Annotated in this window: 22 protein-coding genes and 1 tRNA gene; 10 read left to right on the top strand and 13 right to left on the bottom strand. The window is 69.2% G+C overall.

The genetic code is table 11. The features are described 5' to 3' along the window. Window positions 1–3: 3 nt before the first annotated feature. The 8 genes from E1292_RS08645 to polA all read right to left on the bottom strand — a co-directional run bounded on the left by E1292_RS08645 (window position 4) and on the right by polA (window position 11,778). Window positions 4–1,386 (bottom strand): glycoside hydrolase family 43 protein, encoded by a 1,383-nt coding sequence (locus E1292_RS08645; RefSeq protein ID WP_246090009.1) that lies wholly within the window; start codon window positions 1,384–1,386, stop codon window positions 4–6. A gap of 216 nt (window positions 1,387–1,602) precedes the next feature. Continuing rightward, window positions 1,603–2,205, bottom strand: coding sequence for a dephospho-CoA kinase (coaE, locus tag E1292_RS08640; RefSeq protein WP_132593817.1), 603 nt, complete (start codon window positions 2,203–2,205; stop codon window positions 1,603–1,605). Window positions 2,206–2,328: 123 nt separating this feature from the next. Then, complete coding sequence (locus E1292_RS08635) at window positions 2,329–2,787, bottom strand: GNAT family N-acetyltransferase (RefSeq protein WP_132593875.1); 459 nt, start codon at window positions 2,785–2,787, stop codon at window positions 2,329–2,331. 13 nt (window positions 2,788–2,800) lie between these two features. Next, entirely contained in the window at window positions 2,801–4,717 is a 1,917-nt protein-coding gene (locus tag E1292_RS08630; protein WP_246090013.1) for an alpha/beta fold hydrolase, read from the bottom strand. Between the two features lie 115 nt (window positions 4,718–4,832). Further along, on the bottom strand, window positions 4,833–5,966 hold the full coding sequence (locus E1292_RS08625; RefSeq protein WP_132593813.1) for an epoxide hydrolase family protein: 1,134 nt from the start codon (window positions 5,964–5,966) through the stop codon (window positions 4,833–4,835). A 275-nt stretch (window positions 5,967–6,241) separates the two neighbouring features. Continuing rightward, window positions 6,242–7,726, bottom strand: a complete 1,485-nt coding sequence (gene rpsA, locus E1292_RS08620) for a 30S ribosomal protein S1 (protein ID WP_132593811.1) — start codon at window positions 7,724–7,726, stop codon at window positions 6,242–6,244. 192 nt (window positions 7,727–7,918) lie between these two features. After that, the gene (locus tag E1292_RS08615) at window positions 7,919–8,953 is read right to left on the bottom strand and encodes a polysaccharide deacetylase family protein (RefSeq protein WP_246090008.1); all 1,035 of its coding nucleotides are present in this window, start codon (window positions 8,951–8,953) and stop codon (window positions 7,919–7,921) included. A gap of 134 nt (window positions 8,954–9,087) precedes the next feature. Further along, window positions 9,088–11,778, bottom strand: coding sequence for a DNA polymerase I (polA, locus tag E1292_RS08610; RefSeq protein ID WP_132593807.1), 2,691 nt, complete (start codon window positions 11,776–11,778; stop codon window positions 9,088–9,090). Window positions 11,779–11,858: 80 nt separating this feature from the next. Here polA and E1292_RS08605 point away from each other — a divergent pair, with 80 nt between their 5' ends. The 6 genes from E1292_RS08605 to E1292_RS08580 all read left to right on the top strand — a co-directional run bounded on the left by E1292_RS08605 (window position 11,859) and on the right by E1292_RS08580 (window position 17,141). Beyond that, window positions 11,859–12,254, top strand: coding sequence for a PaaI family thioesterase (locus E1292_RS08605; RefSeq protein WP_246090007.1), 396 nt, complete (start codon window positions 11,859–11,861; stop codon window positions 12,252–12,254). A gap of 399 nt (window positions 12,255–12,653) precedes the next feature. Further along, complete coding sequence (locus E1292_RS08600) at window positions 12,654–13,943, top strand: branched-chain amino acid ABC transporter permease (protein ID WP_246090006.1); 1,290 nt, start codon at window positions 12,654–12,656, stop codon at window positions 13,941–13,943. A 16-nt stretch (window positions 13,944–13,959) separates the two neighbouring features. Then, a complete protein-coding gene (locus tag E1292_RS08595) occupies window positions 13,960–14,958 on the top strand; it encodes a branched-chain amino acid ABC transporter permease (protein ID WP_132593805.1) in 999 nt (332 codons plus the stop codon). Window positions 14,959–14,962: 4 nt separating this feature from the next. Next, the gene (locus tag E1292_RS08590) at window positions 14,963–15,886 is read left to right on the top strand and encodes an ABC transporter ATP-binding protein (RefSeq protein ID WP_220446738.1); all 924 of its coding nucleotides are present in this window, start codon (window positions 14,963–14,965) and stop codon (window positions 15,884–15,886) included. Then, window positions 15,883–16,668, top strand: a complete 786-nt coding sequence (locus E1292_RS08585) for an ABC transporter ATP-binding protein (RefSeq protein ID WP_132593801.1) — start codon at window positions 15,883–15,885, stop codon at window positions 16,666–16,668. Before E1292_RS08590 ends, E1292_RS08585 begins: the two co-directional genes overlap by 4 nt. A gap of 98 nt (window positions 16,669–16,766) precedes the next feature. Beyond that, window positions 16,767–17,141, top strand: coding sequence for a hypothetical protein (locus tag E1292_RS08580; RefSeq protein WP_132593799.1), 375 nt, complete (start codon window positions 16,767–16,769; stop codon window positions 17,139–17,141). 55 nt (window positions 17,142–17,196) lie between these two features. Here the strand turns inward: E1292_RS08580 and E1292_RS08575 are convergent, their stop codons facing one another. Next, the gene (locus E1292_RS08575) at window positions 17,197–18,498 is read right to left on the bottom strand and encodes an ABC transporter substrate-binding protein (protein WP_132593797.1); all 1,302 of its coding nucleotides are present in this window, start codon (window positions 18,496–18,498) and stop codon (window positions 17,197–17,199) included. 216 nt (window positions 18,499–18,714) lie between these two features. Here E1292_RS08575 and E1292_RS08570 point away from each other — a divergent pair, with 216 nt between their 5' ends. Next, window positions 18,715–19,530 (top strand): hypothetical protein, encoded by an 816-nt coding sequence (locus E1292_RS08570; RefSeq protein WP_132593795.1) that lies wholly within the window; start codon window positions 18,715–18,717, stop codon window positions 19,528–19,530. Window positions 19,531–19,574: 44 nt separating this feature from the next. Here the strand turns inward: E1292_RS08570 and E1292_RS08565 are convergent, their stop codons facing one another. Beyond that, on the bottom strand, window positions 19,575–20,876 hold the full coding sequence (locus E1292_RS08565; RefSeq protein WP_132593793.1) for an ABC transporter substrate-binding protein: 1,302 nt from the start codon (window positions 20,874–20,876) through the stop codon (window positions 19,575–19,577). A 347-nt stretch (window positions 20,877–21,223) separates the two neighbouring features. Continuing rightward, window positions 21,224–21,808 carry an ANTAR domain-containing response regulator gene (locus E1292_RS08560; RefSeq protein ID WP_246090005.1) on the bottom strand — a complete coding sequence of 195 codons (585 nt, stop codon included), beginning with the start codon at window positions 21,806–21,808 and terminating at the stop codon, window positions 21,224–21,226. A gap of 106 nt (window positions 21,809–21,914) precedes the next feature. Here E1292_RS08560 and E1292_RS08555 point away from each other — a divergent pair. Together E1292_RS08555 and E1292_RS08550 are read left to right on the top strand one after the other, a co-directional pair. Continuing rightward, window positions 21,915–21,997, top strand: a tRNA-Leu gene (locus E1292_RS08555). A gap of 299 nt (window positions 21,998–22,296) precedes the next feature. Further along, window positions 22,297–23,061 carry a YbaB/EbfC family nucleoid-associated protein gene (locus E1292_RS08550; RefSeq protein WP_132593791.1) on the top strand — a complete coding sequence of 255 codons (765 nt, stop codon included), beginning with the start codon at window positions 22,297–22,299 and terminating at the stop codon, window positions 23,059–23,061. A 52-nt stretch (window positions 23,062–23,113) separates the two neighbouring features. On the opposite strand, the gene E1292_RS08545 is transcribed toward E1292_RS08550, so the two are convergent. Next, window positions 23,114–24,970 carry a LysM peptidoglycan-binding domain-containing protein gene (locus E1292_RS08545; protein WP_132593789.1) on the bottom strand — a complete coding sequence of 619 codons (1,857 nt, stop codon included), beginning with the start codon at window positions 24,968–24,970 and terminating at the stop codon, window positions 23,114–23,116. A gap of 276 nt (window positions 24,971–25,246) precedes the next feature. Here E1292_RS08545 and E1292_RS08540 point away from each other — a divergent pair, with 276 nt between their 5' ends. Then, on the top strand, window positions 25,247–26,188 hold the full coding sequence (locus E1292_RS08540; RefSeq protein ID WP_132593787.1) for a methionyl-tRNA formyltransferase: 942 nt from the start codon (window positions 25,247–25,249) through the stop codon (window positions 26,186–26,188). Here E1292_RS08540 and panD read toward each other — a convergent pair. Then, window positions 26,175–26,582, bottom strand: a complete 408-nt coding sequence (panD, locus tag E1292_RS08535) for an aspartate 1-decarboxylase (protein WP_132593785.1) — start codon at window positions 26,580–26,582, stop codon at window positions 26,175–26,177. The two genes, E1292_RS08540 and panD, sit on opposite strands and share 14 nt — an antisense overlap. Window positions 26,583–26,611 lie beyond the last annotated feature (29 nt).

Here is a 26,611-nt window from a genome sequence, read left to right as displayed (position 1 = left end):
CGCTCAGTACACCTCGATCCGGTCCATGCTGATCACGGTGCTGCCCGAGGCCGGGTTCCTCTCGCCTGTGACGCGGACCCGCAGGGTGTGCGGGCCAGGCGACAGGACCGGGCTCAGGTAGTTGAGCTGCTCACCGACCCGGATGCCGCTGTAGTAGTCGACGCGCTGCTCGGGGCCGCCGTCGATGGAGATCGCGGCGATGCCGTTGCCGCGGTCGCGCACGCTCAGCAGGGCCACCCTGGTGCCGGTGAAAGTGACGGTGGCGGTCGCGCCGGCCTCGCCGCTCCAGTGGTCGTTGCTCCAGAAACACTGGTTGCCGCAGCCTGAGCCCGACTGCCACGTGCCGGCGTACGACACCTGCGGGTCGAAGTCGTTGATCACCGAGGTGGCCGCGCCCGGATCGCCGGACGGAAGATCCTGGGTGGCCCCGGCGGCCAGCGGGCGGCCGAAGTCGGGCGTGCCGTCGGCCTTCCAGGTGAACCTCTGGACGCGGGTGGTGCGGAAGTCGTAGGTGTACTCGCTCGTGTTCTTGCCGTGGTAGGCGATCCAGTCCTCGGTGCCGTCGGGCGAGCGGAAGAACGAGTGGTGCCCCGGGCCCCACACGCCGGTGGCGTCGTTGCGCGAGAACACCGGCCCCGCGTGCTGCCGCCAGCTGGCCGCCACCATCGGGTCGGCGCCGTCCGCGATGCTCTTCATCCACAGCTGGTAGTCCGGCTTGCCGGTGTCGCAGGTGGAGTAGGTGAGGAACGTCCTGCCGTTGCGGTAGAGCGGGGTCGGCCCCTCCCTGACCTCCGTGCAGCCGCCGTCGGCGGGGATGGCCACCCGGCCGCCGGTCACCGTCCACGGGTTGCTCATGCGGGCGATGTAGAGCTGCGCCGGGCCGCCCATGCCGCGGCCCGGGCCGGCCCAGACGAAGTACTGCTGCCCGTTGTGGGTGATCGGCTCGCCGTCGATGGCGTACTCGCCGAAGTCGGCGATCTTGGCCTTGAAGGTGTACGGGCCCATCGGGTCGTCGCCCGCGGACTCCAGGACGTACATGCGGTGGTTGGCGTCGACGCCGTCGGAGGCGGTGTAGTAGACGTACCAGCGGGATCCGACGTGGCGGAAGGCGGGCGCCCACATCTGGGTGTTGCGGCTCGGGTCGCTGTCGCGCCACACCACCTGCTCGGGCGCCGACAGCAGGGTGGCCAGGCTGGGCGACTTCCAGACGCCGATCCGGTCGCCGCGCGTGGTGGCCACGTAGTAGTTGCCGTCGTGGTAGATCAGGCTGGGATCGGCGCTCGGGTTGACCGGGTTGCGGAACGTCTGCGTCGCGGCGCTCCCGGCGGCGGCGCCGGGGAAGATCCCCATGAGCGCGATGAGGGCTGTGGTCAAGACTGCGGACAAGCGCGGCATGGGGGGTCCTTCCACGAAACCTGTCGGGCGATCTTTCCGATGGTCATGGATCGTGGTCAGCCCGTCAACGCCCCACCGCTCCCGGGGCGCCGCGCCACCGGTGGACGGCGGGACCCTGCCCGCTCGTGCCGAGCACGGCGGCAAGGGCGGCTTGGGCGGGCACGAGCGGCACGGGCGGGCGCGGGTGAGACCTGCCCGCTCTCGTGCTCAGCCGCGGCCGGCGCGCCTCGTCAGCTCGTGCCAGACCTCGGCCACGCGGGCGTCCAGCTCGTCCAGGGAGCCCTCGTTCGGCACCACGATGTCGGCCGCGGCCAGCCGGTCCTCCCGGCTCGCCTGGGCGGCGATGCGGGCCCTGGCGTCGGCCTCCGGCATGCCCCGGTGCTCGGCGAGCCGCCTGACGCGCACCTCGTCGGCCGCGTCGACGACGATGACGACGTCGTACATGGGAGCCAGGTTGTTCTCCACCAGCAGCGGCACGTCGTAGACCACGATCGCGTCGTCGGGCGCCTGGCTTCGCAGCTCGGCCACCCGCTCCCCCACCAGCGGATGGACGATCGCGTTGAGCTCGGCCAGCCGCTCGGCGTCGTTGAACACGATGGACCCGAGCCGCTCCCTGTCGAGCGAGCCGTCCGGGCGGAGCACCCCCTCGCCGAACGCGGCGACCACCTTGGCCAGGCCCGGCGTGCCCGGCTCGACCACCTCGCGCGCGATCTTGTCGGCGTCGATCACCATGGCTCCCCTGGCGGCGAGCCGCTTGGACACCTCGCTCTTACCGGAACCGATCCCGCCGGTGAGCCCTGTCGTCAGCACGGGCACGAGCCTATCGACCGGAGCGGAGCCATGGGGAACACGCCTGCGCCCGGCCGCCTCGACGGGGTGGTGGGGGCGGCCCGGCCGCGGGCCGGCGCGCTCTCGACGGACCGCGTCCGGTGATCACCTCGGGTCCGCGACCCTGCGCAGGTGCACCAGCGTCAGATGGTCGTCCATCCGCTCCCGGTGCGTCTCCCGGTAGCCGAGGCGGCGGTAGAGCCGCACGTTGCCCTCCGACAGGTGCCCCGTGAACAGGTCGAACGCCGACGCCCCGGGCATCTCCTCGTGCAGGGCCCGCAACAAGGCCGTGCCCAGCCCCTGCCCCTGGCGGTCGGGCGCGACCACCAGGCGGCCGACCACGCACGTGGCACCCGACAGCTGCCCGCGCACCGCGCCGACGATCCTCCCCGCGTCGAGCGCCTTGAGCACGACGGCGCCCTCGATGGCCTTGCGCATCTGCTCCAGCGACTCCACGAGCGGCAGTATGTACGGATCGCCGTAGAGCTGGGCCTCGCTCACGTAGGCCGCGCGCTGCACGGTGAGGATCTCACCCGCGTCCGCGGCCACCGCCCGTTCGATCAGCACGCGCAGCACCCTACCCGGCGGCCGCGCCTCTCGGGTTCATACCGTCCACCAGGGCTCCCCCGCACGCGGTGCCGCGGGCGGGCAGGATGCCCTTGACGAGGTGGTCGTGCACGCGGGCGCGCAGGCAGGCGGCGCGGAGCTTGCGTACGCCCTGCAGCAGGTAGGCGTCATGCCCGTCGCTGTGCCACAGCACCACCGCACCGGGGATCCGCCTGGCCGCCCGGGCCGCGCCGGAGGCGGGCGTCTCGATGTCCAGCCGCCCGATCCCCACCAGCACCCGCGCTCCCGCGTACGCCCGGGACCGCTGGGGCACTTGGGAATACTGGAGCTGGGACAGCTGGAACTGTGACTGTGACTGTGACTGTGACTGTGACTGTGACTGGGCCTGGGCCTGGGCCTGGGCCTGGGACTGGAACTGGGGTTGCTGGGACGCTGCCGGAGAGAGCCGGGGCGGCTGGGACGGCCCTGTGCCCGCCAGGCCCATGCACCGGCCGGCCTCGTGTCTCCCGCTCAGCCACCCCACCCGGGGCGCGACCGCGCGCAGCCTCTCCTCCATGGCGAGAAAGCGCCGGTATCGGGGCATGGCGGGCGCGAAGTCATGACACATCATCATGCGCAGCGCCGTACCGTCCGCGCCGCCGGCCGGCGCTGCGGGCCCGCCGCCCGCCGCCGCGCCCGACCCGCGTACCGCACCATGACCGTCGCCCGGGGCGAGCCCGCTCAGCCCGCCGCTCGACGGCGGCCCAGGCGCGTCGTCCGCACCCGCCGACGCCAAGGAGTCCGGGGACGGCAGGGACGGAGACGCCAGGGACGGAGACGCCAGGGACGGAGACGCCAGGGACGCCAGCGGGCCGGCGTCTCCGGATCTGGCCGCCGACAGAGCCCTGGCCAGTTCGGGCCAGCGTGCCGGGGCGAGGCCGGCGTACACGGCGGCGACCAGCCGCCGGGCGTTCACCTTGCTTCGCGGCCCGGCGGGCAGGGGCACGCGTCGGGCCAGATCGTCGAAGACCGACACGGCGTCCTCCTCGCCCAGCGGGCAGCCGAGACGGCCGCGGCACCAGTCGCGGAAGGCGTACAGCTGGCGCTCCACCGCGCGGGCCCTGGCGGTCATCCGCCGCTCCAGCCCGGGTTCGGCGAGGTCGGGGACGCCCTCCAGGTACATCCGCCCCACGCGGCCAGGGAACGACTCCACGTACGCCTGCCCGTAGACGGCACCGTAGGAGTTGCCGAAGTAGCGCAGTCGTGCCTCGCCGAGGGCGGCCCGCAGGGCGTCGAGGTCGTACGCGACCTGCCAGGACGTGAGCCGGGTGGCTCCCGCGGCGGCGCGGCAACTCCTGCCGTAGGCGGCGTTGCCGCGGGCGTGGGCGCGCCAGCCGGCCTTGCCCCGGGACAGCTGCTGGAGCCGCTGCACGTCGGGGGGCGGCACCGCGCATCGTACGGCCGCCGCGCTGTCATGGTCGCCGGTCCCGCGCGCCTCCATGATCACGACGTCGAACCACCGCGCCAGCTCGCTCACGGTGTCGGGCCGCGCCCGCACGTCCTGGACGGAGGACCCCGCACCGGTGTTCACGACCACGTGGCCGAGACTCCGCCGCGGGTCCCGCGCGGGCATCCTGGCCACGTCGATCTCGGTACGGGCTCCGCGCGGCCTGGCCCAGTCGGCGGGCACGGACAGCTTGGCGCACTGCAATCCGTCCCCGCAGTCCCACCAGGCGAGCTCCCCGCGCATTCCCGGCACCACGCCGGCGCTCACTCCCGAGACCGCACGGGCGCCGCGCGCCCTCGGCGTGGCATGCACGGCACCCGCAGCATCCAACTCCGGCACGACCCGCACAGGGCTCCCGCCGGCCGCTTCCGGTGCGGCGAGTACGCCACCCGCGCCGGCGACCGCCAGAGCGGTCGTCATCCGCATCATCCGCTGACCCATGCCCACCGCGTCGCTCCTGCAGAGTAGTGCCGACAGCGCAGGTCAGCAGTCTGTCAGCGCCCCGCGGGCCGGTGGACGGCTTCGCCGAAGGCCGTCGGGGAAATCTCCGGCAGCCTCAGCGGATCGTCCGGAAAGCGGCGCGTATGCCCGCCACCAGGGAGTCCGGCGCCGCCATGGCGACCATGTGGCTGGGGCTGTGCGCCTCACCCCAGTAGACGATGTCGTTGCCGCGTTCGGCGATCCGGCGCATCACCGCCGGCCCGCCGTGTGTCACCCCGGTCGGCACGGCGCGCTGGTCGATGGGCAGCCCCGCGGCCCTTTCGTAGTAGGTCCACGACGACGACCCGCCGGTGCCGGTCAGCCAGTAGAGGCTCGCGTTGGCCAGCACCAGGTCGCGGTCGATGGGCTCGGACCCCGCCCCCCACCCGTCGAACTCCTTGAACCTCTCCACGAGGTAGGCGAGCTGCGCCACCGGCGAGTCGGTGAAGCCGTACGCGAGCGTCTGCGGCCTGTTCGCGAGGTAGGGGCCGTACCCGCTGCCCCCGGTCATCCAGGCGGCCATGTCCGCCAGTTCGGCCCGCTCGGCCTCGCTGAACCCCTCCAGCCGCGCCGGGTCGCCCATGTGGATGCCGAGCCCGGCCGTGATGACGGAGCCGATCACGTGCTCGCTGTCGAGCGCGGCCAGCTGTGGTGTGACCATCGCTCCGGCGTCGTTGCCGTGCGCGCCGTACCGATCGTAGCCGAGCCGGCGCATCAGCTCGGCCCATGTGCGCGCCACCCGCTCGATGCTCCACGGCCGCTCGTCGGCGGGCTCGGGAAACGGGGAGAAGGCGAATCCGGGCAGCGAGGGCGCCACGACGTGGAAGGCCATGGCCGGGTCGAGCCCGTGCCGGCGCGGGTCGGTGAGGGGCCCGATGACGTTCAGAAACTCGGTGACGGAGTTCGGCCAGCTGTGCGTCATGATCAGCGGGATGGCGCCGGGCTCCGGGGAGCGGGCGTGCAGGAAGTGGATCGTCTGCCCGTCGATGCCGGTGGTGAACTGCGGGAAGGCGTTGAGCCTGGCCTCCCACGCCCGCCAGTCGAAGCCGTCGGCCCAGTGTCCGGCGAGCTCGCGCAGGTATGGTGCGGGCACGCCCCGGCTCCACCCGCCGGGCAGCGCTCTCGCCCATCTGGTGCGCCGCAGCCGGTCGCGCAGGTCGTCGAGGTCGCTCTGCGGAATGTCCAGGTGAAAGCGCTTGATGACGTTCATGCCCGGCACCCTAGGAACCCTTGCGGCAAGGATGCTTCCGCATTGACGGGCCGGCGCGCGGCTGCGGCGATCGTGTCCGCGGCCGCCAGGCGACCGCGCCGGCCCGATCCACCGCGCGGACGGAAGCGCGTGGCGCCTAGGCTCCGTCCGAAGGAGCCGCTGGAGCACTCATCGGCACGTGCGCCCGCATGCGGAAAGCCCCGCACGGGTCATCCATCCGTACGGGGCTTTCCGGTCAGGCCAGGGATCGAGCCGCAGCCTCACTCAGGAGGACGTCAGCTCTGGCCGCCGGCGAGCTTCTCGCGCAGGGCCGCGAGCGCCTCGTCAGAGGCGAGCGCGCCGCTGGCGGGAGCCGACGACGAGCCGCCGCCCGACTGGGCAGGCGAGTCGCCGCTGTAGGACGAGGGAGCGGCCTCGCCGGCCTCCGCCTCGGCCTTGCGGGCCTCCTCGATCTGCTTCCTGTGGGCCTCGAAGCGCTGCTGGGCCTCGGCGTACTGCCGCTCCCACTCCTCACGCTGCTTGTCGAAGCCCTCGAGCCACTCGCCGGTCTCCGGGTCGAAGCCCTCGGGGTAGATGTAGTTGCCCTGGTCGTCGTAGGTGGCCGCCATGCCGTAGAGGGTCGGGTCGAACTCGACCTCGGTGCCGACACCCTCGTTGGCCTGCTTCAGCGACAGGCTGATGCGACGGCGGTCGAGGTCGATGTCGATGATCTTCACGAAGATCTCGTCGCCGACCTGGACGACCTGCTCCGGGATCTCCACGTGGCGCTCGGCCAGCTCGGAGATGTGGACCAGGCCCTCGATGCCCTCCTCGACCCGGACGAACGCGCCGAACGGCACCAGCTTGGTGACGCGGCCCGGCACGACCTGGCCGATCTGGTGGGTGCGGGCGAACTGCTGCCACGGGTCTTCCTGGGTGGCCTTGAGCGACAGGGAGACGCGCTCGCGCTCCATGTCGACGTCGAGGACCTCGACCGTGACCTCCTGGCCCACCTCGACGACCTCGGACGGGTGGTCGATGTGCTTCCAGGACAGCTCGGACACGTGGACCAGACCGTCGACGCCGCCGAGATCGACGAAGGCGCCGAAGTTGACGATCGAGGACACGACGCCCTTGCGGACCTGGCCCTTCTGGAGGGTGTTGAGGAACGTCTGGCGAACCTCGGACTGCGTCTGCTCAAGCCAGGCACGGCGCGACAGGACCACGTTGTTGCGGTTCTTGTCGAGCTCAATGATCTTGGCTTCGAGCTCGCGGCCGACGTACGGCTGCAGGTCGCGGACACGCCGCATCTCGACCAGGGACGCCGGGAGGAAGCCACGGAGGCCGATGTCGAGGATGAGACCACCCTTGACGACCTCGATGACGGTGCCGGTGACGATGCCGTCCTCGTCCTTGATCTTCTCGATCGTGCCCCAGGCGCGCTCGTACTGGGCGCGCTTCTTGGACAGGATCAGGCGACCCTCTTTGTCCTCCTTCTGGAGAACCAGGGCCTCGACGTGTTCGCCGACCTCCACGACGTCAGCAGGGTCGACATCGTGCTTGATCGAAAGCTCGCGCGAGGGGATGACACCCTCGGTCTTGTAGCCGATATCGAGAAGGACCTCGTCTCGATCGACCTTGACGACGGTGCCCTCGACAATGTCGCCGTCGTTGAAGTACTTGATGGTCTCGTCGATCGCTGCGAGGAAGGCTTCCTCGGACCCGATGTCGTTGACCGCTACCTGCGGGGTGCTCGAGGTGGCCTCAGTGCTGGACGTCATGTGTGGAATTGCTCCGAACGCGGACAGGGTGTCGATGTGGCGGATGCGCGGCAGGCCCTCTTCCGCATCAAGCCGAGGAATGACGACATCGACGTGACCGAGCGCGAGCCCGCTCCGTCTGAGGCGCGCGCGAGCCCACAGCGCAGCGATCAGCATATGAGACCTTGGCCACGGGGTCAATCCAGGGTGGCGTCAGTACGCGATGACCTGGAGCCCTCGCTTGGCCTCGATATTACCGCGAAGTTTCTTCGGTATGGAGATCCGGTCGGGGTCGCCGTCGGAGACGTAGCGCTCACCAGGGTGCTTACGCAGCCAGTCGAGCCAGTGTTGCGAGCACCACTTGCGGCACTCGCCCTTCTTGGCGTTGCTCTGGATGCGCTGGATCGCTCCCCGGTCGAATTTTTTCGCGTAGGGCGAAAGTGACGGCTCGGCTCCGGCGAGGAACACGCCTGCGAAATCATAACGCGTGCCGTCCCACGCCCCGACCCGAGCGGGTTTCTTCCCGCGGGGCAGCGAGCCGTACGGCAGCGCCAAGGTCCTGGAGGACGGCACGCCGAGCTTCTTGAGCAGGCGTTCGAGCCGGACGATCTGCTCGCGCACCTTCCGCCGCTTGATCGCCCGCAGGTCGGGGTGGCTCCAGGTGTGGTTGGCGACCTCGTAGCCATGGTCGACCAGCCACCGCACCGCCGCCGCCTGCGACGGCGTGTCGCGCAACCCGAACGGCTCCTTGTTGATCCAGAACGTGGCCACCGGCCGGAAGGACGGGTGTTTCCTGGCCACCTCCTGGATCACGGCCACGGCCGTGCCCGCCGCCGGGTTGCCTGCGGCGTCGAGGGCGAAGTGGCTGGGGTGACCGTCGTCGAACGTGAGCACCACCGGGAACCTCCCCGCGGGGACCCTGATGTCGCCGGTGGCGAACTCCCTGGCGGTGATCGGCACGTAGCCCTCCTTCGCCAGCCGCTCCAGCTCCTTCCTGAGCTGGGCGGGGGTTCTGTCGATGGCCGCCATCCGATCGGCGACGATCCGGTGGTACATCAGGACCGGCACCAGGCCCGCCTCGTTGGCGCCCACCTGGCGGGCGAACTCGGGCGTGGACACGACGCCGGGCGGCTGGCCCACCGGCGACGGGCTGGGCGGCGGAGGGCTGTCGCCGGCCTCGGCCGTGGTGTCCGGCCGCGCGTGCGGCCGCGGCTCCTCCGGTAACAGGCTGAGCCCGACGATGGCCACCGATATCACCACCACGTTCGCAACGCCGATGATCCGCGTGAGGGACGCTGGTAACCGCACAGAACTCCCGGGCCGCTCGGGTGAGAAACACGATCAGGCTAGTGCAGATCTCCCAAGGCGGGCGGCCCTCGGCGTCAGTGGCCGGCGTCCTCCCAGGTGCGCCCGACGCCCACGGAGACCTCCAGCGGCACGCGCAGGTGGTAGGCGGCGTTCATCTGGTCGCACACGAGCTGCGTGAGCGGCTCCAGCTCGCCGGGCGCCACCTCGAACACCAGCTCGTCGTGGACCTGCAGCAGCATCCGGGAGGCCAGCCCCGCCTCGCCGAGGGCCTGGCGCACGTGCAGCATGGCGACCTTGATGATGTCGGCCGCCGAGCCCTGGATGGGGGCGTTGAGCGCCATGCGCTCGGCCATCTCGCGGCGCTGGCGGTTGTCGCTGGTGAGGTCGGGGAGGTAGCGGCGGCGGCCCATGATGGTCTCGGTGTAGCCGTCGGCGCGGGCCTGCTGGACGATGGCGTGCAGGAAGTCGCGCACGCCGCCGAACTCGGTGAAGTATTCCTCCTTCAGCGCCCGGGCCTCGGCCACCGGGATGTTGAGCTGCTGGGCCAGCCCGAAGTCGGACAGGCCGTAGGCCAGGCCGTAGTTCATCGCCTTGATGCGGGCGCGCAGCTCACCGTCGATCTGCTCGGGCGGCAGGTCGAACACCCGGGCGGCGGTGGCCTGGTGGAAGTCGTGGCCCGACTCGAACGCCTCGATCAGCGACTCGTCGCCCGACAGGTGGGCCATGATGCGCAGCTCGATCTGGCTGTAGTCGGCCGTCAGCAGCGTCTCGTAGCCCTCGCCGACCACGAAGCCCTGCCGGATCCGGCGGCCCTCGGCGGTGCGGATCGGGATGTTCTGCAGGTTGGGCTTCTCCGACGAGAGCCGGCCCGTGGCGGCCATGGTCTGGTTGAACGTGGTGTGGATGCGCCCGTCGTCGGCGATCTCCTTGATCAGGCCCTCCACGGTGATGCGGAGCTTGGCCTGGTCGCGGTGGCGCAGCATGATCGTGGGCAGCTCGTGCTCGGTCTGGGTGGCCAGCCAGGCGAGCTGGTCGGCGTCGGTGCTCCAGCCGGTCTTGATCTTCTTCGTCTTGGGCAGGTTGAGCCGGACGAAGAGGATCTCCTGCAGCTGCTTGGGCGAGCCGAGGTTGAACTGCTCGCCGACCGCGCGGTGCGCCTCCTCCACGGCGTGCTTGACGGCGGCGCCGAACTCGGCCTCCAGGCCCGCGAAGTATTCGCTGTCGACGGCGATGCCGGCGCGCTCCATCTCGGCCAGCACCGACAGCAGCGGCAGCTCCACGTCGGCCATGAGCTGGGTGCCGCCCCTCCCGGCCAGGAAGCTCTCCAGGGAGTCGGCCAGCTCGCGCACGGCGTGGGCGCGCAGCGCGAGGTCCTTGGCCGGCGCGTCCTCGTCGTCGCCGAACAGCGCGGCCTGCCCGTTGGACTCCTCCTCGGCGCGCAGGTCGCGGTTGAGGTAGCGCCTGGCCAGGTCTTCCAGGGCGAACGTGCGCTGCCCCGGCATGGCGAGGTAGGCGGCCAGCGCGGTGTCGCAGCTCAGGCCGCGCAGCTCCATGCCCTGCGCCCAGAGGGCCAGGATGGGGCCCTTGGCGTCGTGGACGGCCTTGGGGCGGGCGTCGTCGCCCAGCCAGGCGCGCAGGGCCGTCTCGTCGGCCTCGGTGAGCTTGACGGGGTCGATGTGGGCGGCCGTGCCGTCGGGCGAGGCGATGGCGATGCCCTCGACGCGCCCGCTGCCGCTGCCGTAGGCGCCCTTGAACGCCAGGCCCGCGCGGCCGGCGGGCAGCGCCGACAGCCAGCCCGCGACGCGGTCGGGGCCGAGCAGCACGGTCTCGACCTCGAAGCCCTGCTCGGGCTCCTGCTCGCCGGTGCCGAGCACCTTGAACACCCGCTCGCGCAGCTCGCCGCGGATCTGCAGGGTGTCGAACAGTTTGTTGATCTCCTCGCGCTCCCACGTGCCCTGGCTGAGCGCGCCGGGCTCGACCTCCAGCGGGACGTCGCGCAGCAGCTCGGTGAGCCGACGGTTCATCAGCACCTGGGCGACGTGCTCGCGCAGCTTGTCGCCGACCTTGCCCTTGACCTCGTCGACCCGGTCGACCAGCGCGGTCAGCGAGCCGAACTCGCGCACCCACTTGGCCGCGGTCTTCTCCCCCACGCTCGGGATGCTCAGCAGGTTGTCGCTGGGGTCGCCGCGCAGCGCCGCGAAGTCGGGGTATTGCGCGGGCGTCAGGCCGTATTTCTCCTGGACCGCCTCGGGCGTGAACCTGGTCATGTCGCTGATGCCGCGCCGGATCATCAGGACGGTGACGTTCTCGTCGACCAGCTGGAGCGCGTCGCGGTCGCCGGTGACGATCAGGACGTTCATCCCCTCCGCGGAGGCGCGGGTGGCCAGCGTGGCGATGAGGTCGTCGGCCTCGAAGCCCGCCTTGGACAGCCGCGGGATGCGCAGCGTGTCGAGCAGCTCGAAGATCAGCTGCATCTGCCCGCGGAAGTCTTCCGGCGTCTCGCTCCTGTTGGCCTTGTAGTCGGAGTATTCCTCATGGCGGAACGTCGGCTCCGACCTGTCGAAGGCCACCGCCACGTGGGTCGGCTGCTCGTCGCGCAGGATGTTGGTCAACATCGAGGTGAACCCGTAGACCGCCTCGGTGTGCTGACCGTCGGTGGTCATCAGGTTGGCGTCCTTGAGCGCGTAGAACGCGCGATAGGCCAGGGAATGCCCGTCAAGCAGCAACAGGCACGGGCGGCTGGGGGTCACTTCACTCTTCGGCACACCCGCAGCCTAGTCTGCGTCTGCGACAGAAAACCTGAGCTCGGAAGAGTGGAGGCGTCCCTTTGACACAGACCAACCCCATGGACGTAGCGATGGTCGGCGACATGCACGCGGGCACGCTTCCCGAGCGGATGGGCGTCGAGTTCCTCGAGGCCACACCGGAGCGGGTGACGGGCCGGATGCCGGTCGAGGGCAACACGCAGCCGTACGGGCTGCTGCACGGCGGGGCGTCTGTGGTGCTGGCCGAGACCCTGGGCTCGGTGGCGGCGGCCATCCACGCGGGGCCCGAGCGCATCGCCGTGGGCATCGAGATCAGCGCCACCCACCACCGCTCCGCGACCTCCGGCCATGTGACCGGCGTCGCGACCAGGTTGCACGCCGGCCGCACGCTGGCGACGTACGAGATCGTGATCAGCGACGAGCAGGGGCGTCGCGTTTGCACCTCGCGCCTCACCTGCCTGCTGCGCGACCGCTGACACACCGGTCACTTGGGCGCATCCTTTGCACGTGCCCCCCGCGGGTCGCTACGGTTGTCCGAACAGAGCCCCGCGGGGAGGCCCAGTAGAAAACGTGTACGGCCGGGGAAGCCTTACACGGTCCCAAAGGCCGCCCCGCGGGCTCGTCAACATCCACCTGCGATCGTTATTCCATCGTTTTCCGCACATGCCAGGTGTCTCCCCCGATTTAGCCCCTGACCTGCCTCGTTGTTTCCTCACATCAGTGACACACACATGTCACTAATTGGTGACGAACGATACTGAAACGGGCGCACCCAGAATAGGCTCCCGCCATTGCATCCCAGTTGTGCCTGCGATGCGCGCGTGTCGAGATGGAGGGGCACAACCCCGCCTTGACCTATTTTCGAGGGAGCACCATTGCGCAGAGCCGTGATCGCGTTCACGGCCTTCCTGGGTGGACTCATCTTCCTGCTCGCCGGCCCCGCCCATGCGGGGCCCGCCGACTGCCAGGGCTTGAGGGGAACACTCAACTTCCAAGGCCAGCCAGTGAACGGCGCCAGAATCTCCGTGACCACCGAGGACGGCAAACCCGTCGCGGAGGCCACCACCGACGCTCAGGGCAGATGGGATGTCCAGGTCGAGGATCCGGGCAGGTACAAGGTCACCCTGGATGTCGGCAGCCTGCCGCAGAACGCCGAGGCGCGGGGCGGCACGAACGTCCGCACGCTGAGCGTCTATGAGGGCAACTGCTCCACCGCCCTCTTCCCGCTCCAGCCGAAGGGCGGCGGCCAGGACCAGGGGCAGCAGAGCGACGACAACAGCGCGTTCTGGACCCGCGCCGCGCAGCTCACCTTCGAGGGGTTCAACCTCGGCCTGATCATCGCCCTGGCCGCGCTCGGCCTCTCGCTCATCTACGGCACGACCGGCCTGACCAACTTCGCCCACGGCGAGCTGGTCACCCTCGGCGCGATCCTCGCCTACGGGTTCAACGCGGGCATGGGGCTCGGCCTCATCCCCGCCGCCGCCATCGCCGTCATCGTCGCCGGCCTGCTCGGCTACCTCCAGGACCGCTTCTTCTGGGGGCAACTGCGCAGGCGCGGCACCGGCATCATCGCCATGATGATCATCTCGATCGGCGTCGCGCTCTTCCTGCGCTACCTGTTCCTCATCGTCTTCGGGGGCCAGACCGAGGCGTACACCCAGTACAACGCCCAGCCGGGCGTGCAGGTGGGGCCGATCTCGGCCGCGCCGAAGAACTTCGTCGCCATGGGCATCGAGCTGGTCGTGCTGATCATCGTCGGCATCGCCCTGCTGCGCACCCGCACCGGCAAGGCGGCGCGCGCGGTGGCCGACAACCCGGCGCTCGCGGCGTCCTCCGGCATCAACGTCGACCGGGTCGTCCGGATCATCTGGACCTCGGGCGGCGCCATCGCCGCACTCGCGGGCATCATGCTCGGCCTCTCCCAGAACCTGAAATACACGATGGGACAGGAGATGCTCCTGCTCATCTTCGCCGGCGTGACGCTCGGCGGTCTCGGCACCGCGTTCGGCGCGCTGATCGGGTCACTGGTGGTCGGCCTGTTCATCCAGGTCTCGACACTGTGGGTGCCGCCGGAGCTCAAGAGCGTCGGCGCGCTGGCCGTTCTCATCATCGTGCTCCTCGTCCGGCCGCAGGGCATCCTCGGCCGCCGCGAGCGGATCGGCTGATCGGGGGAGGATCAGAATGGACTGGATCACGATCTTCAGCACCACCATCAAGTCCGCGGTCGGCGTCGAGACGGTGTTGTACGGCATCGCCGCCATCGGTCTCAACGTGCACTTCGGCTACACCGGCCTGCTCAACTTCGGCCAGGCCGCGTTCATGGGCGTGGCCGGCTACGGCCTGGCGGTCACCGTCGTCGTCCTGGGCATGCCGTTCTGGGCGGGCATCATCTTCGGCCTGATCGCGGCGGTGATCCTGGCGTTCCTGCTGGGCATACCGACGCTCCAGTTGCGCGCCGACTATCTGGCCATCGTCACCATCGCGGCGGCCGAGATCGTCCGGCTCGTCTTCCGCTCGGTGCAGTTCAAGGACGTCTTCGGCGGCTCCGACGGCCACCGCGGCTTCACCGAGGGCTTCTACGCGCTCAACCCCTATCCCACGGGAAACTACGGCTTCAACCTCGGCCCCATCCCGCTGTTCTTCAACCACCGCACGATGTGGGTGATCACCGTCGGCTGGGTGCTGATCGCCCTGGCCTGCCTCATAGTCCACCTGCTGATGAAGAGCCCGTGGGGCCGCGTGCTCAAGGCCATCCGCGAGGACGAGGACGCCGTGCGCAGCCTGGGCAAGAGCGTCTTCTCCTACAAGATGCAGGCGTTGGTGCTGGGCGGCGTCATCGGCAGCCTCGGCGGCTTCATCTACGGTCTGGGCTATGCCTCGGTGCAGCCCGACGTGTTCGGCACCGAGACGACGTTCTACATGTACACGATGGTCATCCTCGGCGGCGCGGCCCGCGTGCTCGGCCCGGTCATCGGCTCGATGCTCTTCTGGGTCCTGCTCGTGCTCATCTACGGCGTGCTCTCCGAGGCGGTCCGCGTGGGGTACATCACCTTCATGGACACCAACCAGGTCGGCGCGCTGCGCTGGATCCTGGTAGGCGCCGGTCTGATCCTGTTGCTCGTCTACCGGCCACAGGGCATCTTCGGCGACAAGAGGGAGATCGCAATCGATGCACGCTGAGACCATGAGCACCGACCGCAAAGCCGCCGCCCTGGCCGCCTTCAAGGACCTGGCGCGCGATCCCGGCGTGCCCAAGCCCGACCCCATCCTCGTGGTGGACCACGTCGTCCGGCGCTTCGGCGGCCTGACCGCCGTCGACGTCGGCCACGTGGAGATCCAGCGCGGCTCCATCACGGCGCTGATCGGCCCCAACGGCGCCGGCAAGACCACGTTCTTCAACCAGCTCACCGGCTTCGACACGGCCGACGCCGGCTCGTGGACGTTCAACGGGCGGTCCATGAACGGCGTTCCCGCCCACAAGGTGGCCAGAAGCGGCATGGTGCGCACGTTCCAGCTCACCAAGGCGCTTTCGCGCCTGACGGTGCTGGAGAACATGCGCCTCGGCGCCCAGAAGCAGAAGGGCGAGAACTTCTGGCGTGCGCTCGTGCCGCGCGTGTGGCGTGCCCAGGAAGACGAGATCACCGAGCGGGCCGAGGAGTTGCTGGCCCGCTTCAAGCTCGACGCCAAGCGCGACGACTTCGCCGGATCGTTGTCCGGCGGCCAGCGCAAGCTGCTGGAGATGGCCCGCGCGCTCATGGTGAACCCCGAGCTGGTCATGCTCGACGAGCCCATGGCGGGCGTCAACCCGGCGCTGACGCAGTCGCTGCTCGGCCACGTCAAGGACCTGCGCGAGCAAGGCATGACGGTGCTGTTCGTGGAGCACGACATGGACATGGTCCGTGACATCAGCGACTGGGTGATCGTCATGGCCCAGGGCGCGGTCATCGCCGAGGGCCCGCCCTCGACGATCATGTCCGACCAGCGTGTGATCGACGCCTACCTGGGCGCCCACCACGACGCGCCGCTGTCCGAGGGCGAGCTGGAGGCGCAGCTGCAGGAGGCTGAGGCGGCGCTGGAGGCCGAAATCGAAGAGGAGACGCAGAAGTGAACGCCGGCCCAGAGTCGAAGGCGGCCGTCACCGACCGCAGCGCGCATCTGGAAGGCGCCGAGGACGCCGTGCTCCGGTGCGACGAGCTGATCGCCGGCTACCTGCCGGGCGTCAACATCCTCAACGGCTCCGACCTCTACGTCAAAGACGGCGAGCTGATCGGCATCATCGGCCCCAACGGCGCCGGGAAGTCGACGCTGCTCAAGGCCATGTTCGGGCTGGTCAACATCCGCAGCGGCACGGTGCTGCTCAAGGGTGAGAACATCACGAACATGAAGGCGCACACGCTGGTCTCCCGCGGGGTCGGCTACGTCCCGCAGACCAACAACGTCTTCCCCAGCCTCACCATCGAGGAGAACCTCGAGATGGGCGCCTTCCAGACCCCGGGGAAGTTCAAGGAGCGCTTCGCGTTCGTGTCCGAGTTGTTCCCCGCCCTCAGGGAGCGGCGCAAGCAGCGCGCCGGGTCCCTGTCCGGCGGCGAGCGGCAGATGGTGGCGATGGCCAGGGCCCTGATGACCGAGCCCTCGGTGCTGCTGCTCGACGAGCCGTCCGCCGGTCTGTCGCCCAAGCTGCAGGACCTGGTCTTCATCCAGGCCCAGCAGATCAACAAGGCGGGCGTGACGGTCATCATGGTGGAGCAGAACGCGCGCCGCTGCCTGCAGATCTGCCACCGCGGCTATGTCCTCGACCAGGGCCGCAACGCCTACACCGGCACCGGTCGGCAGCTCGCCAACGATCCCAAGGTCATCGAGCTCTACCTCGGCACGCTGGCCAAGGCGTAAATCCCACGATCGTTCGCTAAAACGGCGAAGGGGCTCCCGGTGAGCCCCTTCGCCGTTCTTTAATGATCGGTGTGAAACGTTTTGCGACAGTCGCGCTCATGCTCCCCGTCCTGCTCGTCGGCTGCCAGGACGCAGCCTCGTCGGCGGGCAAGTACAGCACCGGAGGCGATCCCACCGACAGCCCCTGCGCCCGCGTGGTGTCCGCCATCGGGTACGCGGGCCTCATGCTGGGGCCGAAGGGCCAGGAGGACCGCCAGCACTTCGAGGACGCCCTGACCGGCCGCCTGGCGGAGGTGCACGGCATCACGCGGGAGTTCGGCGGCCGGCTGCCCGGCTCGCTGAGCGGGGCCGTGGAGACCGTCGAGACGACGACCGCGGGGCTGTCCAAGAACGACGTCCCGCGCGAGCGGCGGGTGGCGCTGCTGAAGCGCTACCGCGCGGCCGCCGACCAGATCGTGGCCGGCTGCGGATGACAGCAGGAGGGCCCGGTCCTGACGACCGGGCCCTTCTCCGTCACGCGGGTGCTGGTCAGCCCTCGATGTTGCCGGTGCGGTACTCGAGCGCCTTGACCGGGTACTTGTTGTTGTCGCCGTACTGGTAGATGCCGATGGTGGCGACGGCCGGGTCACCGGCGTCGTTGAACTCCACCGGGCCGCTGACGCCGTCGTAGTCGATGTCCTTGCCGGCCTTCAGCAGGTCGACGCACTCCTTGAAGTTCTTGCACTTCTCGCCGCCCTTGCTGACCTCGGCCAGCTTGGCCGCGATGTCGGCGCCCGCGTCGCTCTTGGCGGCCTCGGCGGCCAGCGCGATCAGGTTGGCCGCGTCGTAGGACTCGGGAGCGTAGGTGTAGTCCTCGAGCTTGGGGTCGACCTCGAGGAGGTTCTTCCTGAACGCGTCGGGAGCCGAGGCGCCGGGGTAGGTGCCCTTGACGCCCGTGAGCGTGCCCTTGGGCATCTTCGCGTAGTTGGTGTTCGACATGTTGCCGTCGACCATGTACCACTTGTGCTTGCTGGCCGGCATGCCCTGCTTGACGAGCTCGCCGATGACCTTAGCGGTCTCCTCGAAGCCGATCAGGACGATGCCCTTCGGGTTCTTCGCCTTGATCTTGGCGACGTCGGCGGAGAAGTCGGGCGCCTTCGGGTCGTAGTCGACCCGCTCGACCACCTGGGCGCCGGCGTCGGTGACGGTCTTCTCCACCTGGTCGGCCAGGCCGGTGCCGTACGAGTCCTGCATCGCCATGATGGCGACCGTGTCGTTGCCGTCGGACACCACCAGGTCGCCCAGCACGCGGCCCTGCAGCTTGTCCGGCGGCGCGGTGCGGAAGTAGAGGCCGTTGTCCTTGATCGTGGTGAACTTGTCGGAGGTGTTGGCGGGCGAGAAGTGCACCACGCCGGCGCCCGTGATCTTGTCGATCACCGACTCCGACACCGACGACGACGCGGCGCCGATGATGGCGTCGGCCTTCTGCGCCAGCAGCTTGTCCACCGACTGGGACGCGATGTTGGTCGTCGTGTCACCCGAGTCGGTGTCGAACTTCTCAACGGGCTTGCCGAGCACTCCCCCGGCCTCGTTGATCTCCTTGAGCGCGAGATCGACCCCGGCGAACTCGGGCGGGCCGAGGAACGCCAGCGAACCGGTCTGGGGCAGCAGCGTGCCGAGGGTGAGCGTGCCGTCACCCTTCGCCGCGGCCGGCGCCGACGAGGATGAGGCGGGCGCGGCACTTTCGGAGGTTTGCGTGGCCGTGTCGCCGCCACCACCGCAGGCTGTCAGGGCCAGGCTGGTGGCAGCCGCGACAGCCAGCGCCCGTCCCACGGGAGCAATGCGGATCATGAAGTGTCTCCTTCATTTCAGGCCGGGGATCCGTCAGCACCGCCGAACGTTCCCGATCGAATGACGGAAACGTACAAAACTGTCGCATGCTCCAACCAGATGCCGCGAGGAACTGTCGGCACTTGGATGCGGAGTCGTAATCAGTCCTCAACTTACGGGACCTGCGGAAGCAGGCTTAATGTGCGTCAGGTGAAGCGTAGTACCACATTCTTGGCCGTGGTGGCCCTTCTCGCCGGGTGCGGCTCCTCGGAACCCCCTCCCGAGGCTCCGTCGGGGCCACCCGCCGGCGTCTCCGTCACGCTCGGGCAATGGCGTTCCGACGAACCGGCACACCGGCTCCAGGTGGCCGTGCGCAACACCCGCGACACCCCCGTCTATTTCGCCGACGTCCAGCTGGTGACGCCGTCTTTCCGTACGGTGCCCGCGAGCAGAGCCGGCGCCGCCATCGGCAGGACCGAGCGCACCGACCTGCCCATCCCGTACGGCGCCGCCAACTGCTCACCCGACGGCCTGCCCCAGGTGCGGCCCGCCACCGTCGTGGCCCACCTCCGCACCGGCTCGGAGCCGCTGCGCAAGGTCGCCTTCGAGCTGCCCCACCCCGACCCGCTGCTGGCCAGGCTGCTGCGCGACGAGTGCTCGGAGTTCCTCATCAAGCAGGCCGTGCGCATCGAGTTCGGCCGGGAGTGGACGGAGTCGGGCAAGGTCATGCGCGGCGACCTGGTCGTCACGCGGCGCGGCGCGGGAGCGGTGACGCTGGCCGCCATGGGCGGCACGACGCACTACAACGTAGCCTACGACGGCCCGCGCCTGGGCCTGCTGCGGGCCGCCGAGCAGCGCCTGGAGGTGCCGATCGAGCTCACCCCCGCACGCTGCGACGGCCACGCGTTCGGCGAGGCCAAGAAAGCCTTCCAGTTCCCCGTGCGGGCCGCCATCGACGGAGGCGAGGAGCGGGTGGTCATCGTGGCGCCGCCCAAACCGCTGCAGGACCGCCTGATCGGGTACGCGTTCAGGGCGTGCGGCTTCGGCCGCTGAGCGACCCGCCGTGCGGCGGGTCGCTCAGCGGCCGAAGCCGGAGGTCAGCCCTCGATGTTGCCGGTGCGGTACTCCAGCGCCTTGGTGTCGTAGGTGTTGTTCTCGCCGTACTGGTAGATGCCGATGGTGGCGACCGCCGGGTCACCGGCGTCGTTGAACTCGACCGGGCCGCTGACGCCGTCGTAGTCGATGTCCTTGCCCTCCTTCAGCAGGGCGGCGCACTCCTTGAAGATCTTGCACTTCTCGCCGCCCTTGCTGACCTCGGCCAGCTTGCCCGCGATCGACGCGCCGGAGTCGTCCTTCGCCGCCTCGGCGGCCAGGGCGATCAGGTTCGCCGCGTCGTACGACTCCGCCGAGTACGTGAAGTCGTCGAGCTCGGCATCGAGCTTCTTGAGCTTCTTCCTGAAGTCGTCAGGGGCCTCGGCGCCCGGGATGGTGCCCTTGACGCCCGTGAGCGTGCCCTTGGGCATCTTCACGTAGTTGGTGTTCGACATGTTGCCGTCCACCATGTACCACTTGACCTTGTCGGCCGACAGGCCCTGCTTGACCAGCTCCGCGATGACCTTGGCGCCCTCCTCGAAGCCGATCAGCACGACCGCCTTCGGGTTCTTCGCCTTGATCCGCGCCACGTCGGCGGAGAACTCCGGCGCCTTCGGGTCGTAGTCGACCCGCTCCACGACGCTCGCACCCGCTGCCTCGGCGGTCTTGGTGACCTGGTCGGCCAGGCCGGAGCCGTAGGAGTCCTGCATGGCCAGGATGCCGATGGTGTCGTTGCCGTCGGCGGCGATCAGGTCGCCCAGCACGCGGCCCTGCAGCCTGTCCGGCGGCGCCGTACGGAAGTAGAGGCCGTTGTCCTTGATCGTGGTGAACGCGTCGGAGGTGTTGGCCGGCGAGAACTGCACCACGCCGGCGCCCGTGACCTTGTCGATGATGGACTCCGACACCGACGACGACGCCGCTCCCACGATCGCGTCCACCTTCTGCGCCAGCAGCTTGTCCACCGACTGCGACGCGATGTTGGTCGTCGTGTCACCCGAGTCGGTGTGGATCGTCTTGACCGGCTTGCCGAGCACTCCCCCGGCGTCGTTGATCTCCTTGACGGCCTGGTCGACGCCGGCGAACTCGGGCGGGCCGAGGAACGCCAGCGAGCCCGTCTGCGGCAACACCGTGCCGAGGGTCAGCGTGCCGTCGCCCTTCGCCGCGGGTGCCGAGGACGCGGCGGACGACGATCCCGGCGCGGGCTCCTGCGCCGACGTGTCGCCACCACCGCCGCCACAGGCCGTCAGGGCCAGGCTCGCCGCGGCCGCGACGGCCAGCAGGCGTCCCGCTGGAGCAATACGGATCATAAAAAAGTCTCCCCCAATCTCAGCGAAGGAACGTCCCCTTCGCCGGGTTCTCCCAGCTCAGCATGCCTCTCAGATGGGACGTCCAGGGGTTGTTACGCGGCTTTTATGCTGATTCGTAATGTCCTAAATACCCATAGTAATGGGATGTTCCGCCACAGTTACGGAGACATCACACAGGAACGGCCCTGACCCGAAATTTCGAGGCAGGGCCGTAATACTTGGGAATCGTGGGACATAAGGGAATTCGGAGGCGGCCCGCGATCGCGCAGCCGGGGAGCGCGACGCGGAACCCGGGGTCTCCGCCCCGGCCGCGGCGCCACGGGTCACATCCCGTGGTGCGGGGCGCCTCAGCCCCGCTCGGCCGCGTCGTCTATAACGATCTGAGCAACCTCCCGCATGCTCAGCCGCCGGTCCATCGACGCCTTCTGGATCCACCTGAACGCCTGGGGCTCGCTCCAGCCGTGCTGCGTCATCAGCTGCCCCTTGGCGCGCTCGACCAGCTTCCGCGTCTCCAGCCGCTCCGACAGGCTCGACACCTCGGCGGCCAGCGCCACCATCTCCTCGTGCCTGCTGACCGCCATCTCGATGGCGGGCACCAGGTCCGCCTTCGTGAACGGCTTGACCAGGTAGGCCATCGCCCCCGCGTCCCTGGCCCGTTCGACCAGGTCACGCTGGGAGAACGCGGTCAGGATGAGGCACGGGGCGATGCGCTCGCCCACGATGCGCTCGGCCGCGGAGATGCCGTCGAGCACGGGCATCTTGACGTCGAGAATGACGAGATCGGGTCTCAGCTCCGCGGCCAGCCGGATCGCCTGCTCGCCGTCACCGGCCTCGCCCACGACGACGTAGCCGTCCTCCTGGAGCATCTCCTTGAGGTCGAGGCGGATCAGGGCCTCGTCTTCCGCGATCACTACTCGCCGCTGCGTACTCACGAGCGCAAGAGTACAGACGTCCGGTAGATTAGATCCACGCTGCCACCGTTGCTGATCATCTTCGGCGGCGGAGCGTAGCATTGATCCGGACAAGTCCGGAAAATCAGCCGGAATGATGGAATGGCAGACATGGACGCCTCAAAAGCGTCTGCTCGAAAGGGCGTGCGGGTTCGAATCCCGCTTCCGGCACCTCCACCGCGCAGCCACTGCCGGCGCCGGTCCCCGCACTGAGCGTGTGCTCTTCGCCCGGGGCCTCGTCCACCGGCCGGTCGCCCGAGTCGTACGGCGTGTCCCTCCTGGCGTTCGGGGAACGGCGCACCCGCCCGGGACGGGAAGCCCGCCCACATGCGGAGCCGTCCAAGAGGGCCGAGAGGGTGCAGGTGCCGGGTCGCGTACGCGTTCGGCCGTCATCCGGACTGTGGGGGTTGGACATATCGGGTGCCCTAAACTGGCGGGCTGACAGGGACGCATGATCATTGGAGTGCCGCATGGCTACGCTCTCCGGCCAGGACGACGATCGCGAGATCATGGCCGCGATCAACGGCAAAGTCGAACAGATGGTGCGGGAATCCTTGGCAGCGCGGGATCGCGATCGGGACATCGTCGGGGTCGGCGAGAGTGCCGACAGGATGGTCAGGGCAAGGGCCGACGCCGAGGGTGCGATCGTTTCGCTCGCTCTCGATCCGCGCGTGATGCGGCGTGACGCGGGTCGTCTCGCCGAGGATGTGGCCGCGGTGCTCAGCGCGGCGCAACGGGACGCACAACGGCAGGCGCAGGAGATCCTGGACGGCGCCAGGCTTTCCTCGATCACCTCTGACCCGCTCGGCGAGAGCCTGGCGACCGACCGGGACGGGCGGGCTGTGGGCGCCGTTCTCCGCCGGCTCTTGGAGATGTCCGGCTCTGGCTCCGTGGCGGATGAAGTGGCGGACGAAGACGAGTCGCGGGTGCCCGATTTCCTGGAGAAGCAGTACGGCGAGCTGGAGAGCGTGACCGGCACGGGCGCGAATGCGTCCGGGCACGTCACGGCGACCGCGGACGCGCGCGGACGCGTCCGCGAGATCGGCATCGGGGGCCGTGCCATGCGGCTGGACAGTCACGTGCTGGCGGAGGACATTCTGGCAGCCGTCCGCGAGGCCCGGCGCGCGGTCGTCGCGAAGGCGGAGGAGAAGGTCTTCGATGCCTTCCCGGATCTCGATGCCGGAACCGGCGCCGGCGCGGCGTCCGCGGACGGCTCCCGGGACAGGCGCCGGTGACCCGGGACGGCGCCTCGTGTGCACGCCGGTGAGGCGCCGTCCGGGTTTCGTCCTAGGAAACCTTCTCTTTCTCGAGTTCCGGGATCACCAGCTGCTGGCCGGGGGACAGGTGGCCCTGATTGATGCCGTCGAGCTGCCAGTTGGCCTGCTGGAGGAGCGACGCGTAGCGCGCGCTGCCGTATTCGCGCTGAGCGATCGCCTCCAGCGTGTCGCCGGATCGCACCGTGTGCGTGGTGGCGCCGGGCGGTTGCCCGGAGCCGGACCGCGGCGGCTCGGCATTGGAGCCGTGGTCCCAGTTCCGGTAGTCGGGGATCGTCAGGTCGACGGGCTCGCTCTGACCGCGGGGCACCAGGGTGTAGTTGATCGTTCCGGGAATAAGGCCGAGGATGCGGTTCTTCCAGAAGGGGTCCAGCTGCAGGAAGGAGTTGATCGGCCCGATCTGCCTGGCCCGGTAGGTGAGGCCGTTCTTCGGGAGCCAGATCTTGGTGCCGTCGCTGAGCTTCATCTGGGCGAGATGGTTCCCTGGCAGAATCCGTCCGTAGCGGACGTTGGTGGCCGACATCGGGCCGCCCGCACTGAACTTCACGGTCCCCCACTTGTTCGCCTTGCGCCAGGCGAGGTGCTTCAGGCCGGTCGCGTCACGGAGCGCCGCGTAGCTTCCCAGGCCGAAGGCCGCACCGACTCCTCCGACGATGAGGCCATCCTTGAGCGCGGCGCCGAAGCTCTTGTTTTCGAACGTCATGCTCAGGGCCGTGGCCGCGCCGGCGTTGAGGCCGAACTCGAGCCCCATGGTGAACCTCACGGGGTGGGCCTGCGCGAGTCTGGTGACCGCGCCTATGTTCTTCACGAGCGCGAAGCCGCCACCGAGACCGAACAGGAAGGCTAGGGTGCCCAACATGCCCGGGGAAATCGCCCAGGGATTTTCGACGCCCCGAAAGCTGTTCGCTATCGAGGAGTTAATGTAGTTGGCGCCGGCGACACCAAGCCCGTTCTTCATGAATCCGCTCAGCACCGGGCCGCGTGCGGCCACGCTTGACCCGAAGCCCTTGCCCAGCAGCTTGAGCCTGGCGCGCAGGAGCTTGATCACCAGCATGGCGCGTTGCCTGAGAGCCTTGGCCATCCGCACGAGGAAGGCGCGTACCGCCGGGTTGAGGATCGCCGCTCCGGCCATGATGACGCCGATCGCCGCGAGCGTCTGCAGGGTGCGCTTGACGAGGTGCTTGGACCTTTGGGTCTCGTCGACTGCGTTGCCGAGGATCTCGGCGGAGTGCTCGGAGCGCGCGGCCCACTGTTCCAGGGTCTGGGCCTGGTCTCTCCCGCCGCCGGAGGGGTTGACGTACTCCGTCCAGGCCGCGTGGTAGGTCTGGGCGGCGTCTCCGCCCCATCGCGCCTTCTCGACCTCGTCCTCGACCGCGTCGATGTCGGGCTGCAGCGCCCGGAGCCGGCGTGCCGTGTCCTTGCACGCCTGCTGCATCTCGAGGAGCTTGCGCTCGTAGTCGTCGCCGAGGCCGAGCAGGTCGAGTGTCGCGTTGAACGTCACGGACAGGGTGCCGGGATCGGGCAGCTCGACGTTCTCGCGGAAGGGGGGCGGGTCATCGGGCGGGAGGAGGCGCTCGCTCCAGCCGTAATTGGCCGCGGAGTACTTCAGGTTGCTCCCGCAGTTACTCAGAGCGCTGCCACGCCGGTACATGGAGTCGGACAGGTCGCGGAAGAACTGGTTGTAGCCGCTGGCGAGTTCCGCCGCGCCGTCCTGGATCAGGGCGTACGAGTTGACGTCGCCCTTCGCGTGTGTGACGAACGACCTGCGGATCTCGGCGAGGCTCTCGCCCGCTTCCTGGCTTCTCATGCCCGCCCGCTTGAGATGCTCAAGCCCCTCCGGGCCGGCGTAGCTGAAACCACTACTGGCCATGCACTTCCTTATGGACTGGGACGACGTGACCGCTCGGCGGGATTACCGCCGCGGGTCTCGTGCCGGTACGGCTCCGCTGGGAGGAGCGGCTTGTTTGGCCGTAATCTGCTAGACAGTAGTTGATCAGTAATTCTTCAGTCAACTGTCCTTTTATGATCTGATGTCGACAGTTTCGCGACATTTCCCGCATACCGCAGCAGGCCTAAGGAGCGAGACTCGCGCATCCTGATATTTAGGTTAGGCTCACCTAATTAGGCCTAGCCACAGGAGGCGCACATGCGGGTTGCGATGTTCGGCTACCAGACCTGGGGACACCGTACGTTGCAGGCACTGCTGGAATCCGGCCACGACGTGGTGCTCGCCGTGACACACCCCAAGAGCGAGCACGCCTACGAGAAGATCTGGGACGACTCGGTGGCCGATCTGGCGGCCGGGCACGGCGTTCCCGTGCTGCTACGCGCCAGGCCGGACGACGAGCTCGTCACCGCGCTCAAGGAGGCGGAGCCGGACATCATCGTCGCCAACAACTGGCGCACCTGGATCCCGCCGGAGATCTTCAGGCTGCCCCGCCACGGCACCCTGAACGTGCACGACTCGCTGCTGCCCGCCTACGCCGGCTTCTCGCCGCTGATCTGGGCGCTGATCAACGGGGAGGAGGAGGTGGGCGTCACCGCTCACCTGATGGACGAGGAGCTGGACGCCGGCGACATCGTGCTGCAGCGCGCCGTACGCGTCGGGCCTTCCGACACGGCCACGGACCTGTTTCACAGGACCGTGGCGCTGATCCGCCCGATCGTGCGGGACGCGCTCGCGCTCATCGGGAGCGGCCGGGCGGCCCCGGTCGCCCAGGACCGGTCGAAGGCGAGCTTCTTCCACAAACGGTCCGTCGAGGACAGCCGCATCGTCTGGAGCTGGCCGGCGGAGGACATCGAGCGGCTGGTGCGCGCGCAGTCCGACCCGTACCCGAACGCTTTCACGTTCTACAAGGGTGAGCGCATCCGCGTGCTGAAGGCGTCCGTGTCGAAGGGTCTGTACGGGGGGACCCCCGGCCGGGTGTTCATCCGTGAAGGCGACGGAGTGGTCATCGTCGCCGGCCCGGAGGCTCGGAGGGGGCGCGGCCACGGGCTGGTGATCGAGCAGGTCCGCACGGAGTCGGGTGCGGACCTGCCCGCCACGGAGGTTTTCCGCACGATGGGCGGCTATCTCACCGACCGCTGACCTGGGTGGCCGAGCCAGGGACGGGAGCGGCCGGGTCGGCCCCGACGTCGACGATCCGGTTGCGCCCGTCGACGTGCACCACGAAGGGGACGTGCGATCCGGCCTCGTCGTCGGCCACATGCAGGAAGGACATGATGATCACGAGGTCTCCGGGCGACACGAGGTGGGCGGCGGCCCCGTTGATGCCGATGACGCCCGAACGTGCTTCGCCTTCGATGGCGTACGTGACCAGCCGTGACCCGTTGGTGATGTTCACGACGTGGACCTGCTCCCCCTCGATGAGCCCGGCCGCGTCCATGAGGACCTTGTCGATGGTGATGGACCCGACGTAGTGGAGGTCGGCCTGGGTCACGGTGGCCCGATGGATCTTCCCGCCGAGCAGGATGCGCTGCATCTTCAGCTCCCATGATCAATGTTAGGTAA

It is taken from the genome of Nonomuraea deserti, assembly GCF_004348685.1.
In the GTDB taxonomy this organism is placed as follows: Bacteria; Actinomycetota; Actinomycetes; order Streptosporangiales; family Streptosporangiaceae; genus Nonomuraea; species Nonomuraea deserti.
The sequence above is the reverse complement of the archived record's forward strand: the minus strand, read 5'-3'. Positions and strand labels throughout refer to the sequence as shown.